Below are 15135 nucleotides of genomic sequence, written 5' to 3'. Positions count from 1 at the left end.
TTACTTGGCCTCCGCTTCAAAGTTGATTTCCTGGCCGGGCTTCAGGCAGACGTACGCCTTCTTCACGTCCTTGCGGCGGCCCATCGAACGGCCGAAGCGCTTTTGCTTGCCCTTCTGAACCAGCACGTTGACCGAATCAACTTCAACCTTGAACAGCAGCTCGACAGCCGCCTTCACTTCCTGCTTCGTGGCATCCGGTGCGACTTCGAACACGACTTGCTCGTTCTTGTCGGCAACCAGCGTCGCCTTTTCGGAAATCACCGGTGCGAGCAGGACCTGCATCAAACGATGATCGTTCTTGCGAATCTCGCTCATGACAGCAACTCCTCGATCTGGGCGACCGCAGCCTTCGTGACCAGCACTTTCTTGAAGTAGATCAGCGACAGCGGGTCAGCGTAGCGCGGCTCGACAATTGCCACGTGCGGCAGGTTGCGCGATGCCAGGTACAGGTTTTCGTCAACCGTGTCGGTGATGATCAGCACGGAGTCGAGACCCATGGTCTTGAATTTGTCGGCCAGCAGCTTGGTCTTCGGCGCTTCGAGGATGATGTCCTCGACGACCGACAGACGGCCTTCGCGGGCCAGCTGCGAGAAGATCGAGCAGAGGCCTGCGCGATGCATCTTCTTGTTGACCTTGTGCGAGAAGTTTTCTTCCGGCGAATTCGGGAAGATACGACCACCGCCACGCCACAACGGGCTCGACGACATACCGGCACGAGCGCGGCCCGTACCCTTCTGGCGCCACGGCTTCTTGGTCGTGTGCTTGACTTGCTCGCGGTCCTTCTGTGCGCGGTTACCCTGGCGAGCATTCGCCTGGTAAGCGACGACGACCTGGTGGATCAGCGCTTCGTTGTAGTCACGACCGAACACGACGTCCGATGCGTTGACCACTGCACCTTCCTGACCATTTTCGTTCAGGAGCTTGAGTTCCATTATTTCGCCCCCTTGGTCTTGACGGCCGGCGTCACGAAGACCTTGCCGCCCTTCGCGCCCGGAATCGCACCCTTCACGAGCAGCAGCTTGCGCTCTGCGTCGATACGGGCGATTTCGAGGTTCTGCACCGTCACCGTCACGTCACCCATGTGACCCGTCATGCGCTTACCCGGGAAAACACGACCCGGATCCTGCGCCATACCGATCGAGCCCGGCACGTTGTGCGAGCGCGAGTTACCGTGCGTGGCACGGCCGGAGGAGAAGTTGTAACGCTTGATCGTACCGGCGTAGCCCTTACCGATCGACACGCCTTGCACGTCGACCTTCTGGCCCACTTCGAAAAGATCTGCACCGACCACGGCGCCATTCGACAGCTCGGCTGCCTTGGCCGCGTCAATGCGGAATTCCTTGAGGATTTCACCGGCTTCGACACCGGCTTTGGCGAGATGACCTGCCAGCGGCTTCGTCACGCGCGATGCGCGGCGGGAGCCGAATGCAACCTGCACGGCCGTGTAGCCGTCGGTTTCAACAGTCTTGATCTGCGTCACGCGGTTGTCCGACACGTCCAGCACGGTGACGGGAATCGAATCCCCTTCAGCCGTGAAGATACGGGTCATGCCAACCTTGCGACCTACGAGTCCAAGGCTCATCATTTTCTCCATTCCCGACTGCGATTGGTCGGGGCTGATTTACAAAATGCCGGGCACGCAAGGCCCAACTTTTTTACGCGAATACGCGAAAAGCCAAGCAGTATAGCCCGACTTCTCGATTTCCGCAAGCAATACAAAGACTTAGCACCATCCGGCACGCCGGCCGGCGCTGGAAGCCTTACTGCAGCTTGATTTCCACGTCGACGCCAGCCGGCAGGTCGAGCTTCATCAGCGCGTCAACGGTCTTGTCCGTCGGGTCGACGATGTCCATCAGGCGCTGGTGGGTGCGGATTTCGAGCTGATCGCGCGACGTCTTGTTGACGTGCGGCGAACGCAGGATGTCAAAACGCTGAATGCGCGTCGGCAGCGGCACCGGGCCACGGACGATTGCGCCAGTCCGCTTCGCGGTATCGACGATTTCGGCAGCCGATTGATCGATCAGACGATAGTCGAATGCCTTCAGGCGAATGCGGATTTTCTGTTGCTGCATGACGATTCCTTGAAAAGAGCGAGGCGATGTTGCATCGCCGGACACTAAAAGAACGTGAAACATGACGCCAGCGGGGAGCGAAGCATCAGGTTCCGGGCGGTACTTCCACTGCTAAGCCCGCGATTCTACACGAAAATTCGCGGCGGTGGGCGTTTGTCAATAGAGCGGTTCGCACGCCACAAAGAAAAACCGGGTGCCAGATCGAACTGGACACCCGGTTTCTGCGGTACGCAGTTGCTTACCGTGGAATCGCGGACCCCGCCGGGATCCGCGGATCGTCGATATTACTCGATGATCTTGGCGACGACGCCGGCGCCGACCGTACGGCCGCCTTCGCGGATGGCGAAGCGCAGACCTTCTTCCATCGCGATCGGAGCGATCAGCTTCACCGTGATCGACACGTTGTCGCCCGGCATCACCATTTCCTTGTCCTTCGGCAGCTCGATCGAGCCCGTCACGTCCGTCGTACGGAAGTAGAACTGCGGACGGTAGTTGTTGAAGAACGGCGTGTGACGGCCGCCTTCGTCCTTGCTCAGCACGTACACTTCAGCCGTGAAGTGCGTGTGCGGCGTGATCGAACCCGGCTTCGCCAGAACCTGGCCACGCTCCACGTCTTCACGCTTCGTGCCGCGCAGCAGGATACCGACGTTGTCGCCTGCTTGACCTTGGTCCAGCAGCTTGCGGAACATTTCAACGCCCGTGCAGGTCGTCTTCACCGTCGGCTTGATACCGACGATTTCGATTTCCTCGCCGACCTTCACGATGCCGCGCTCGACACGACCCGTCACCACCGTACCGCGGCCCGAGATCGAGAACACGTCTTCCACCGGCATCAGGAACGCGCCGTCAACCGCACGCTCCGGCGTCGGGATGTACGTGTCCAGTGCGTCTGCCAGGCTCATGATCGCCACTTCGCCCAGCTCGCCCGTGTCGCCTTCCAGCGCCAGCTTTGCCGAACCCTTCACGATCGGCGTGTCGTCGCCCGGGAAGTCGTACTTCGACAGGAGTTCGCGAACTTCCATCTCGACCAGCTCGAGCAGTTCCGCGTCGTCCACCATGTCGCACTTGTTCAGGAACACGATGATGTACGGAACGCCAACCTGACGTGCCAGCAGGATGTGCTCGCGCGTTTGCGGCATCGGGCCGTCTGCTGCCGAGCAAACCAGGATCGCGCCGTCCATCTGCGCTGCGCCCGTGATCATGTTCTTCACATAGTCAGCGTGGCCCGGGCAGTCGACGTGTGCGTAGTGGCGGTTAGCCGTTTCGTACTCGACGTGTGCCGTGTTGATCGTGATGCCGCGCGCCTTTTCTTCCGGTGCCGCGTCGATCTGGTCGTACGCCTTAGCTTCGCCGCCGAACTTCTTCGTCAGAACCGTCGTGATCGCTGCCGTCAGCGTCGTCTTGCCGTGGTCAACGTGACCAATCGTACCAACGTTCACGTGCGGCTTGGTCCGCTCAAACTTTTCTTTTGCCATGATTCTCTTCTTTCAAAAAATAATCGATTGGTAGCTAAAGATTTACTTCGACTTCGCGCTGATGATCGCTTCGGCAACGTTGCGCGGAGCTTCAGCGTAGTGCTTGAACTCCATCGTGTACGTTGCACGACCTTGCGTCAGCGAGCGCAGCGACGTCGAGTAACCGAACATTTCCGACAGCGGCACTTCGGCGCGCACGATCTTGCCGCCGCCAACCATGTCTTCCATGCCCTGGACGATACCGCGACGGCCCGACAGGTCGCCCATCACGTTGCCCATGTAGTCTTCCGGCGTCTCGACTTCGACAGCCATCATCGGCTCGAGCACGACCGGGTTCGCCTTGCGCATCGCTTCCTTGAACGCCATCGAACCGGCCATGCGGAACGCGTTTTCGTTCGAGTCAACGTCGTGGTACGAACCGAACGTCAGGTGAACCTTCACGTCGACGACCGGGAAGCCAGCCAGCACGCCCGACTTCAGCGTGTCCTGGATACCCTTGTCGACCGCCGGGATGTATTCACGCGGAATCACACCACCCTTGATCTCGTCGAAGAACTCGTAGCCCTTGCCTTGTTCGTTCGGCTCGAGCGTGATGACCGCGTGACCGTACTGGCCGCGACCACCCGACTGCTTGACGAACTTGCCGTCGACGTCCTTCGCCGTCGAGCGGATCGTTTCGCGGTACGCAACCTGCGGCTTGCCGACGGTCGCTTCCACGCCGAATTCACGCTTCATCCGGTCGACCAGAATTTCGAGGTGGAGCTCGCCCATGCCCGAAATGATGGTCTGGCCCGACTCTTCGTCGGTCTGCACGCGGAACGACGGGTCTTCCTGAGCCAGACGGTTCAGTGCGAGGCCCATCTTTTCCTGGTCGGCCTTGGTCTTCGGCTCGACCGCCTGCGAAATCACCGGCTCCGGGAACACCATGCGTTCGAGAACGATCGGGTTCGCCGGGTCGCACAGCGTGTCGCCCGTGGTGGCTTCCTTCAGGCCGACCGCTGCAGCGATGTCGCCTGCGCGGACTTCCTTGATTTCTTCACGCTGGTTCGCGTGCATCTGCAGAATACGGCCGAGGCGCTCCTTCTTGCCCTTGGTCGAGTTCAGCAGCGTGTCGCCCGAGTTGACGACGCCCGAGTACACACGGAAGAAGATCAGCTGGCCGACGAACGGGTCGGTCATGATCTTGAACGCGAGCGACGAGAACTTCTCTTCGTCCGATGCCTTGCGCTCTGCTTCTTCGCCGTTTTCGAGCTCGCCCTTGACCGGCGGGATGTCGACCGGCGACGGCAGGAAGTCGATCACGGCGTCGAGCATACGCTGCACGCCCTTGTTCTTGAACGCGGTACCGCACAGCATCGGCTGGATTTCGCACGCGATCGTACGATCACGCAGCGCCTTGACGATGTCGGCTTCCGGCAGATCGCCTTCTTCCAGGTACTTGTTCATCAGGTCTTCGCTGGCTTCGGCAGCCGCTTCGACCATCTTTTCGCGCCATTCCTTGCAGGTCTCTGCGAGTTCGGCCGGGATGTCGACGTAGTCGAACTTCGTGCCTTGCGACGCTTCGTCCCAAATGATCGCCTTCATCTTGATCAGGTCGACCACGCCCTTGAAGTTTTCTTCCGAGCCGATCGGCACCACGACCGGAACCGGGTTCGCCTTCAGGCGCAGACGGAGCTGGTCGTAGACCTTGAAGAAGTTCGCGCCGGTACGGTCCATCTTGTTGACGAACGCGAGACGCGGCACCTTGTACTTGTTCGCCTGGCGCCACACCGTTTCCGACTGCGGCTGCACGCCGCCCACTGCGCAGTACACCATGCACGCGCCGTCGAGCACGCGCATCGAACGCTCCACTTCGATCGTGAAGTCGACGTGGCCCGGGGTGTCGATGATGTTGATGCGGTGTTCCGGATAGTTGCCGCCCATGCCCTTCCAGAAGGCCGTGGTAGCAGCGGACGTGATCGTGATGCCACGTTCCTGTTCCTGCTCCATCCAGTCCATCGTGGCTGCGCCGTCGTGGACTTCACCGATCTTGTGGTTCACACCGGTGTAAAACAGAATGCGCTCGGTCGTCGTCGTTTTGCCGGCGTCGATGTGAGCGCTAATACCGATATTGCGGTAGCGCTCGATAGGAGTCTTGCGAGCCACTTTGATCCTCTACTGGGATGACGTGATGCAGCCCTGCTGCATCACGCCTCAACACAAACGGGCGAGGCGCCTGAAAAGCGCACCCGCCCGGAATTTATTTCCGCAAACAGCCCAGCCAGGCGCTTAGAAACGGAAATGCGAGAACGCGCGGTTGGCTTCTGCCATGCGGTGAACTTCATCGCGCTTCTTCATCGCGCCGCCACGGCCTTCGGCCGCTTCGGTGAGTTCGCCTGCCAGACGCAGAGCCATCGACTTCTCGCTGCGCTTCTTCGCAGCCTCACGCAGCCAGCGCATCGCCAATGCCATACGACGCGACGGGCGCACTTCGACCGGAACTTGATAGTTGGCACCACCAACGCGGCGGCTCTTCACTTCGACCACCGGCTTCACGTTGTTGAGCGCAACCGTGAACACTTCCAGCGGGTCCTTGCCACCCTTGGTCTGGATTTGTTCGAATGCGCCATAAACGATGCGCTCTGCGACCGACTTCTTGCCGGACAGCATCAGCATGTTCATGAACTTGGCAACATCAACGTTACCGAACTTCGGATCCGGCAACACTTCCCGCTTGGGGACTTCGCGACGACGCGGCATGATTCTTCCTTTACTTGTTCAGTTGGAGCTGCAACCAGCTCCGCGGCCACCAACAAACCCGATCACATCTTCACGACTAACCAGCTTGGCCGGGTGACCACTTACTCGACAGCACCGGCAATCCGGCACTCCCGCCTTGACCGCCCTGCGGCGATCCCTGATCAAAAACTGCTTACTTGGCAGCCTTTGCACGCTTCGCGCCGTACTTCGAGCGCGCTTGCTTACGGTCCTTGACGCCCTGGGTATCCAGCGAGCCGCGAACCATGTGGTAACGCACACCCGGCAAGTCCTTCACACGGCCGCCGCGGATCAGCACAACCGAGTGCTCCTGCAGGTTGTGGCCTTCACCGCCGATGTACGAAATCACTTCGAAGCCGTTCGTCAGACGAACCTTGGCGACCTTACGGAGTGCCGAGTTCGGCTTCTTCGGCGTCGTCGTGTACACACGGGTGCACACGCCGCGACGCTGGGGGCAGTCCTGCAGGGCCGGGCTCTTGCTCTTCGTCGTTTCCGACTGACGGCCTTTGCGAACCAGTTGGTTGATGGTTGGCATTGTTTATTCCTGAAATTGAACAAAATCTGCGCATCGATTTCGGGCAAAGCGAGAATCGGCGCACAGTTGACTTCCGAACTGGCGAGACGGACACGAACCTTCGAACGCGACTCGGCCCACCGAATACCGGAACCCAACATGATATTCCGGAAATACCAACGAAGTCAACGGCTTGCGTGATGTGCCGACCGACCGCGCGGTTTCCAGAAGGGAGCGGAACACCAGTGTCAGGCCGATTCGACGACGTCGATGATCTCGTCGCCGAAGCGTTCGAGCTTGCGCACGCCCATGCCGGGGATGTGGCGCAGGTCGTCGATCGTCTCCGGCGCGTTGCGCGCGATTTCGGCGAGCGTCGCGTCGTGGAAAATCACGTAGGCCGGCACGCCGTCGGTCTTCGCGGTTTCCGCTCGCCATGCGCGCAGCGCATCCCACCGGGCGCGCTCGCGGGCGCCCATGCCAGCCGTCGGATCGACGCGCGTGGCGCTGCGGCTCGACGACTGACGCGTGCGCTGCGGCTTCACATAGCGGCGCAGCGTGACCTTTTCCTCGTTCTTCAGCACGGGTTTCGCGGCCTCGGTGAGCATCAGCGCGCCGAAGCCGCCATGGTCGACGGCCAGGTAGCCGTATGCGACCAACTGCCGGAAAATCGCGCGCCACTCGGGCTCGGACAGCGCCGCGCCGATGCCGAACGTGCTGAGCTGATCGTGGCCGCGCTGCAACACCTTCTCGGTGCGCCCGCCGCGCAGGATCTCGATCAGATGGCTCGAGCCGAAGTTGAAGCCGCTCGCGCGCTGCGCGCGGAACACGCACGACAGCGCCATCTGCGCCTCGCGCGTCGCGTCCCACGACGCGGGCGGCTCGAGGCACGTGTCGCAGTTGCCGCACGGCTGGCTCGCCTCGCCGAAGTAGTTCAGCAGCCGCACGCGGCGACACGAGATCGTCTCGCACAAGCCGAGCAGCGCATCGAGCTTCGACGTCTGCACGCGCTTGTGCGCGTCGTCCGCATCGGACTCGTCGATCATCTTGCGCTGCTGGACGACGTCGCCGAGGCCATACGCCATCCACGCGTTCGCCGGCAGCCCGTCGCGGCCCGCGCGGCCGGTTTCCTGGTAGTAGCCTTCGACGCTCTTCGGCAAATCGAGATGCGCGACGAAACGCACGTCGGGCTTGTCGATGCCCATGCCGAACGCGATCGTCGCGCACATCACGATGCCTTCCTCGCGCTGGAACATTTCCTGGTGCTTCTGCCGCACCTCGAACTCCATTCCCGCGTGGTACGGCAGCGCGCGCACGCCCTGCGCCTTCAGCCATTCGGCCGTTTCCTCGACCTTGCGGCGCGACAGGCAATAGACGACACCCGCGTCCGTCGTGCCGTCGGCATTCGTGTGCTCGGCGCGAATGAAATCGAGCAGCTGCGCGCGCGCGTTGTCCTTTTCGACGATCCGGTAGCGGATGTTCGGCCGGTCGAAGCTCGACACGAACACGCGTGCGTCGTCGAGCGCGAGACGATGGATGATCTCGTCGCGCGTGATCGCATCGGCCGTGGCGGTGAGCGCGATGCGCGGCACCGACGGGAAGCGCTCGTGCAGCACCGACAGCTGGATGTATTCCGGGCGGAAATCGTGCCCCCATTGCGACACGCAGTGCGCTTCGTCGATCGCGAACAGGCCGATCTTCGCGCGCTCGAGCAGCTCGAGGAAGCGCCCCGTCATCAACCGCTCCGGCGCGACGTACAGCAGGTCGATTTCGCCCTCGCGCAGCGCGCGCTCGGTGGCCGCCGCCTCGGCGCCCGACAGCGTCGAATTCAGATAGGCCGCGCGCACGCCGACTTCGCTCAACGCGGCAACCTGGTCCTGCATCAGCGCGATCAGCGGCGACACGACGATGCCGGCGCCCTGCCCGGCCTCGCGGCGCAGCAGCGCGGGAATCTGGTAGCACAGCGACTTGCCGCCGCCGGTCGGCATCAGCACGAGACAATCGCCGCCGCCGGCGACGTGCTCGACGATCTCGCCCTGCTGGCCGCGAAAGGCGGAATAACCAAAGACTTCGTCGAGTATTTCGAGGGCGCGGGACATGAATGAAGAGGTGGAAGACTGCTGACGGCGACGATCCGGATTCTAGCAATCTTTGCGTCGCGCGAAGCCGATTCGCGCGGAGTTAGCCACTCGGACAATGTTCTCTCGATGGATTGCAACCGAGTCCCGGCGAAAAATCCGCGGCATCCGCCGACGTCCGTCGCTGGGCGGCTTCGGTGAAAACCGTGAGAAATTCCATATTTCTTTATAGGAGAGCCGTCGATACAATCGGTTTCGAGGTTGAGCCCGGCACCGGCGAATCGAGCCATAGATTCAACCTTATTCCATTAGGAGAACCGATGATGCGTGAACTTGTAGCGAATGAAGTGAAGCAAGTCAGCGGCGCGTTCTCGTGCGCACTGAATCCAGCACCGATCAATTGGGCGGCGGTTGGCGGCGCGGCTCTGGTCGGCGCTGTTCGCGGCCCGCTCGGCGCCTTTTTGGGCGGCGCCGGGAGCTATCTTGGCCAGAGCTGGAACTGTAGATTTTGATCGTTGACAGGCGATTTCAGCTGCAAACATGAGCGAGCATCTGTCGATGCTCGCTCATCGATATTTCGTACCGCATTGACACGCAACGGGGAAGCATGCGATTGAAAGACTCGCGCAGTGCGATCAAGAAGTTCCTGCTTTACGGTCCGTTCCCTGCTCCGCTCAGCACACGATATGGCGGCGGCTGGCGCGGCATCTTGCTGGGAGCGGTAATCCGGGCATTGCCCGACGGAGTTCTGGTGGCCGTGTTGTATCTCGTCGTGCCTCGGGTACGCTCTTTCGCGTACGTAACGCTCATCCTCGCGTTGGCGGTGATGCACAGCCTGTTTCTGGAGTGGCATTTGACTCGCCAGTTCGAGCGTCAGTCGAAGCCATCCCGGGAAGCGTAGCCGGGCGTCCGATCGGGCATGCCACCGCGCCCCACGAAATCGGGATCGAGGCAACCGTCACGTGTTCGTTGGCGGAAGACGTCGTTTCACGTCCGCGACCGCCTGCGGCACGACTCGCGACCGCGCGCGTCCATGTCACACGCACCAAAAAAACGCCCGGTGAACCGGGCGGTTTCGATGACAGCCTGACGACGCGGCTCGCGCCGCTCGCTTACTCGGCTGCCGGGTGTTGCGGCTCTTCCGCGATTCGGTCGGGATACGTGAGAGCACTTCACCGACTTGCACCTACTGACCGTCCTTCACTGTGATCAGTGCGCCAGATACGCGGCGCGCACGCCGATTTCGCTCAGCGCCGCGAAACGCGGAATAACCCAAGACTTCGTCGAGAATTTCGAGGGCGCGAGACATGAACGATGGGAACGAGCGCAGCGGAATGATGACCGAGGTTCTAACAACCCGCGCGCGCAGCGCACGGTGAATAACGCAACGTTGGCCGTACGGATAACGGGACGGCGCACGTGACGTGCCAACCGTTACCCGGGGCACTCACGCCCGGATAGCCGATGCCTCGGCGGCTCAAGGCCTGTCAAATTCCGGCCGCGCATCCAGATGCACCGGAACGAACCGTCGTGAGTCGCCGACGTAGAACACCGCGAGATTCGAAAAGTCGGACACGCGGCCGCAAAAAACGATCGCAACGTCGTCGCGCTGCACGCTCGCTTGTGCGGCTTCGCTATTTGCCGTCAAAAACGGCGCCTGGCGCTCCATCATCGCGCCTATCCCACTGCGATCGACGGCCGGGACGTCACCGTATGGCGGCTTTTCCCGGCAGTACCCATTCGGGTAACGATGTAACGGCATTAGCCGTTGCGGCGAATGGGTCGCGAGCGTGGACGGAAATCGACTCCAGCATCGCGTCCATCTCGAAACAACGAAACGCACATCGTGCGCGTTAGCCATTCAACAAAGAAAAACACCCTGCAGGCGAATCCGCCTCCAGGGTGTCGTGGCCGCCTCGCTTACCGTCCGGTTGAAATCGGACGGTAAGCGACAGCGATGCAACGCGGCTTGCGCCGCCCGCACTTACTCGGCTGCCGGGTGTTGCGGCTCTTCCGCCGGCGCGCTCGGCGTGCCGAAGTCGAATGCCTCTTCCGCTGCGATCTGGTCGAAACGCTCGCGATCCGACGATTCCTTCGCCTTGCGTGCCTTGTGGAACGCGAGACCCGTACCGGCCGGAATCAGACGGCCGACGATCACGTTTTCCTTCAGGCCGCGCAGATCGTCGCGCTTGCCCATGATCGCCGCTTCGGTCAGCACGCGGGTCGTTTCCTGGAACGATGCCGCGGAGATGAACGAGTCGGTCGACAGCGACGCCTTCGTGATACCGAGCAGCACGTTGTCGTACGAAGCCGGACGCTTGCCCTCGGCGATCATGCGATCGTTCTCGTCCAGCATGTCGGAGCGCTCGACCTGTTCGCCCGGGATGAAGCGCGTATCGCCGTTGTCGGTGATCTGCACACGACGCAGCATCTGGCGAACGATCACCTCGATGTGCTTGTCGTTGATCTTCACGCCCTGCAGACGGTACACGTCCTGCACTTCGTCCACGATGTAGCGCGACAGCGCCTCGATACCCTGCAGGCGCAGGATGTCGTGCGGATCGGCCGGACCGTCCACGATCATTTCGCCCTTGTTGACGACCTGGGCATCGTGAACCAGAACCTGCTTTTCCTTCGCGATCAGGAACTCGTGCTGGTTGCCTTCGAGATCCGTGATGACGAGACGCTGCTTGCCCTTCGTGTCCTTACCGAACGACGTCGTACCGGTGACTTCCGCGAGAATGCCGGCATCCTTCGGCGAACGCGCTTCGAACAGTTCCGCCACCCGCGGCAGACCGCCGGTAATGTCACGCGTCTTCTGCGCTTCGGTCGGGATACGTGCGAGCACTTCACCAACCTGCACCTGCTGGCCGTCCTTCACGGTGATCAGTGCGCCGACCTGGAAGCCGATCTGCACCGCGTGCTCCGTGCCCGGAATCTTCACTTCTTCGCCGTTCGCGTCGAGCAGCTTCACCTGCGGACGCACGCTCTTCGAAGCCTGCGAACCGCGGCGCTTCACGTCGATCACGACCAGCGTCGACAGGCCGGTCACGTCGTCGATCTGCTTCGCGACGGTCACGCCTTCCTCGACGTTCTCGAACTTCACCGTACCACCGTACTCGGTGATGATCGGACGCGTCAGCGGATCCCACGTGGCAAGCTGCGTGCCGGCCTTGATGGTCGCGCCGTCGAGCTGCAGCAGCGTCGCGCCGTACGGCACTTTGTGACGCTCGCGCTCGCGACCGAAGTCGTCGGTGATCATCGCTTCGCCCGAACGGGAAATGACGATCTGCTCGCCCTTCGCGTTCGTGACGTAGCGCATCGTCGCCGTGAAACGGACGATACCGTTGCTCTTCGCTTCGACCGACGAAGCCACTGCCGCACGCGATGCCGCACCACCGATGTGGAACGTACGCATCGTCAGCTGCGTGCCCGGTTCGCCGATCGACTGTGCCGCGATCACGCCGACTGCTTCGCCGACGTTCACCAGCGAGCCGCGGCCGAGGTCGCGGCCGTAGCAGGATGCGCACAGGCCGTAACGCGTTTCGCAGGTCAGCGGCGTGCGCACGCGCACTTCGTCGATGCCGAGGCGTTCGATTTCCTCGACTGCCGTTTCGTCGAGCAGCGTGCCCGATTCGTACAGCGTTTCCTGCGTTTCCGGATTCACGACGTCCGCGACCGCGACGCGGCCGAGGATACGGTCGCGCAGCGCTTCGACGACTTCACCGCCTTCGACGAGTGCCTTCATCGCCACGCCGTTCGACGTGCCGCAATCGTCTTCCACCACGACCAGATCCTGCGTGACGTCGACGAGACGACGCGTCAGGTAACCCGAGTTCGCGGTCTTCAGTGCCGTATCAGCCAGACCCTTACGTGCACCGTGGGTCGAGATGAAGTACTGCAGCACGTTCAGACCTTCGCGGAAGTTCGCGGTAATCGGCGTCTCGATAATCGAGCCGTCCGGCTTCGCCATCAGGCCGCGCATACCGGCCAGCTGACGAATCTGAACCGCCGAACCCCGGGCGCCCGAGTCGGCCATCATGTAGATCGAGTTGAACGACTCCTGGCGCGTCTCGTTGCCGTCGCGGTCCGTCACCGGCTCCGTCGACAGCTGCTCCATCATCGCCTTGCCGACCGCTTCCGACGTTGCCGACCAGATGTCGACCACGTTGTTGTAGCGTTCCTGCGCGGTGACGAGACCCGACATGTACTGGCGGTCGTACTCCTTCACCTTCTTCGCGGCGTCGCCGACGATCGTTTCCTTCTGCGGCGGCACGAGCATGTCGTCCACGCAGATCGAGATGCCGGCGCGCGTCGCGAGACGGAAACCCGACTGCATCAGCTGGTCGGCGAACACCACCGTCGCACGCAGACCGCACTTGCGGAACGCCGTGTTGATCAGGCGCGAGATTTCCTTCTTCTTCAGCGGCTTGTTCAGCACCGAGAACGGCAGGCCGTGCGGCAGGATCTCCGACAGGATCGCGCGACCGACGGTCGTCGCGTACAGCGTGATCTTCGGCACGAACTCCGGCGCGCCTTCCGACGTGTCCTCGTTGCGGACCATTTCGGTGATCCGGACGTTGACGCGCGAGGCCAGCTCGACTTCCTTGTTCTCGTACGCGCGGATGACTTCCGACACGCCCGTGAACGACAGGCCTTCGCCCTTGCCGTTGATCGCTTCGCGGGTCGCGTAGTACAGACCCAGCACGATATCCTGCGACGGCACGATCGACGGATCGCCGTTGGCCGGGAACAGCACGTTGTTCGACGCGAGCATCAGCGTGCGCGCTTCCATCTGCGCTTCGAGCGACAGCGGCACGTGAACGGCCATCTGGTCACCGTCGAAGTCGGCGTTGAACGCCGCACAGACGAGCGGGTGCAGCTGGATTGCCTTGCCTTCGATCAGCACCGGCTCGAACGCCTGGATACCGAGACGGTGCAGCGTCGGCGCACGGTTCAGCATCACCGGGTGCTCGCGGATCACCTCTTCGAGGATGTCCCACACCACCGGTGTCTGGTTCTCGACTTCCTTCTTCGCAGCCTTGATGGTCGTCGCAACGCCCATCACTTCCAGCTTGTTGAAGATGAACGGCTTGAACAGTTCGAGCGCCATCAGCTTCGGCAGACCGCACTGGTGCAGCTTCAGCGTCGGGCCGACCACGATGACCGAACGGCCCGAGTAGTCGACGCGCTTGCCCAGCAGGTTCTGACGGAAACGGCCGCCCTTGCCCTTGATCATGTCGGCGAGCGACTTCAGCGGACGCTTGTTCGCGCCCGTCATCGCCTTGCCGCGACGACCGTTGTCGAGCAGCGAGTCGACGGCTTCCTGCAGCATCCGCTTTTCGTTGCGGACGATGATTTCAGGTGCCTTCAGCTCGAGCAGGCGCTTCAACCGGTTGTTACGGTTGATCACGCGGCGATACAGGTCGTTCAGGTCCGACGTCGCGAAACGGCCGCCGTCCAGCGGCACGAGCGGACGCAGTTCCGGCGGCAGCACCGGCAGCACTTCGAGGATCATCCACTCGGGCTTGATGCCCGAGCGCTGGAATGCCTCGAGGACCTTCAGGCGCTTCGCGTACTTCTTGATCTTCGCTTCCGAGCCGGTGTTCTTCAGCTCGGTGCGCAGCGTCTCGACCTGCTCGTCGATGTTGATCGCGCGCAGCAGTTCACGCACGCCTTCCGCGCCCATCTCGGCACGGAATTCGTCGCCGTATTCCTCGACCTTGTTGTAGTAATCCTCTTCGGTCATGATCTGCCGCGCCTTCAGCGGCGTCATGCCCGGTTCGATCACCACGTACGCTTCGAAGTACAGCACGCGCTCGATGTCGCGCAGCGTCATGTCGAGCACCATGCCCAGACGCGACGGCAGCGACTTCAGGAACCAGATGTGCGCGACCGGCGAGGCCAGCTCGATGTGGCCCATCCGTTCGCGACGCACCTTCGCCAGCGTCACTTCGACGCCGCACTTCTCGCAGATCACGCCACGGTGCTTCAGGCGCTTGTACTTGCCGCACAGGCACTCGTAGTCCTTGATCGGCCCGAAGATCTTCGCGCAGAACAGACCATCGCGTTCCGGCTTGAACGTACGGTAGTTGATGGTCTCCGGCTTCTTCACTTCGCCGAACGACCACGAACGGATCTTGTCGGGCGAGGCCAGACCGATCTTGATCGCGTCGAAAACTTCTTCCTGTTGGACTTGCTTGAATAGATCGAGCAGAGCTTTCATTGCTTTCTCTCCGTAG

At 61.8% G+C, this 15135-nt stretch carries 13 protein-coding genes; 2 read left to right on the top strand and 11 right to left on the bottom strand.

Going from position 1 to position 15135, the window contains the following annotated elements; genetic code table 11:
- The 9 genes from rplW to recQ form a co-directional block, all read right to left on the bottom strand.
- Positions 1-315 (bottom strand): 50S ribosomal protein L23, encoded by a 315-nt coding sequence (gene rplW, locus WS96_RS12440; RefSeq protein ID WP_004199275.1) that lies wholly within the window; start codon positions 313-315, stop codon positions 1-3.
- Positions 312-932 (bottom strand): 50S ribosomal protein L4, encoded by a 621-nt coding sequence (gene rplD / locus WS96_RS12435; protein ID WP_006477192.1) that lies wholly within the window; start codon positions 930-932, stop codon positions 312-314. The genes rplW and rplD overlap by 4 nt, the downstream gene beginning before the upstream one ends.
- Positions 932-1582, bottom strand: a complete 651-nt coding sequence (gene rplC, locus WS96_RS12430) for a 50S ribosomal protein L3 (protein ID WP_006482922.1) — start codon at positions 1580-1582, stop codon at positions 932-934. Before rplC ends, rplD begins: the two co-directional genes overlap by 1 nt.
- 178 nt (positions 1583-1760) lie before the next feature.
- Positions 1761-2072 (bottom strand): 30S ribosomal protein S10, encoded by a 312-nt coding sequence (gene rpsJ, locus WS96_RS12425; RefSeq protein ID WP_004199280.1) that lies wholly within the window; start codon positions 2070-2072, stop codon positions 1761-1763.
- Between the two features lie 284 nt (positions 2073-2356).
- Complete coding sequence (gene tuf / locus WS96_RS12420; RefSeq protein ID WP_006482910.1) at positions 2357-3547, bottom strand: elongation factor Tu; 1191 nt, start codon at positions 3545-3547, stop codon at positions 2357-2359.
- A gap of 42 nt (positions 3548-3589) precedes the next feature.
- Entirely contained in the window at positions 3590-5692 is a 2103-nt protein-coding gene (gene fusA, locus WS96_RS12415; RefSeq protein ID WP_034209731.1) for an elongation factor G, read from the bottom strand.
- Between the two features lie 123 nt (positions 5693-5815).
- On the bottom strand, positions 5816-6286 hold the full coding sequence (gene rpsG, locus WS96_RS12410; RefSeq protein WP_034209730.1) for a 30S ribosomal protein S7: 471 nt from the start codon (positions 6284-6286) through the stop codon (positions 5816-5818).
- A 172-nt stretch (positions 6287-6458) separates the two neighbouring features.
- Positions 6459-6839: a 30S ribosomal protein S12 gene (gene rpsL / locus WS96_RS12405; protein WP_006400662.1), complete on the bottom strand. Its 381-nt coding sequence runs from the start codon at positions 6837-6839 to the stop codon at positions 6459-6461.
- A 227-nt stretch (positions 6840-7066) separates the two neighbouring features.
- Positions 7067-8914, bottom strand: a complete 1848-nt coding sequence (gene recQ / locus WS96_RS12400; RefSeq protein ID WP_059832860.1) for a DNA helicase RecQ — start codon at positions 8912-8914, stop codon at positions 7067-7069.
- A 299-nt stretch (positions 8915-9213) separates the two neighbouring features.
- Here recQ and WS96_RS32285 point away from each other — a divergent pair, with 299 nt between their 5' ends.
- Positions 9214-9405 (top strand): hypothetical protein, encoded by a 192-nt coding sequence (locus WS96_RS32285; protein ID WP_230624983.1) that lies wholly within the window; start codon positions 9214-9216, stop codon positions 9403-9405.
- 95 nt (positions 9406-9500) lie between these two features.
- The gene (locus WS96_RS12395) at positions 9501-9794 is read left to right on the top strand and encodes a hypothetical protein (RefSeq protein WP_059832858.1); all 294 of its coding nucleotides are present in this window, start codon (positions 9501-9503) and stop codon (positions 9792-9794) included.
- Between the two features lie 576 nt (positions 9795-10370).
- Here WS96_RS12395 and WS96_RS12390 read toward each other — a convergent pair.
- Positions 10371-10565: a hypothetical protein gene (locus WS96_RS12390; protein ID WP_059832855.1), complete on the bottom strand. Its 195-nt coding sequence runs from the start codon at positions 10563-10565 to the stop codon at positions 10371-10373.
- Positions 10566-10877: 312 nt separating this feature from the next.
- Positions 10878-15119, bottom strand: coding sequence for a DNA-directed RNA polymerase subunit beta' (rpoC, locus tag WS96_RS12385; protein ID WP_034209727.1), 4242 nt, complete (start codon positions 15117-15119; stop codon positions 10878-10880).
- Positions 15120-15135 lie beyond the last annotated feature (16 nt).

The sequence above is a fragment of the Burkholderia sp. MSMB1835 genome, from assembly GCF_001526365.1.
GTDB lineage: Bacteria > Pseudomonadota > Gammaproteobacteria > Burkholderiales > Burkholderiaceae > Burkholderia.
The sequence above is the reverse complement of the archived record's forward strand: the minus strand, read 5'-3'. Positions and strand labels throughout refer to the sequence as shown.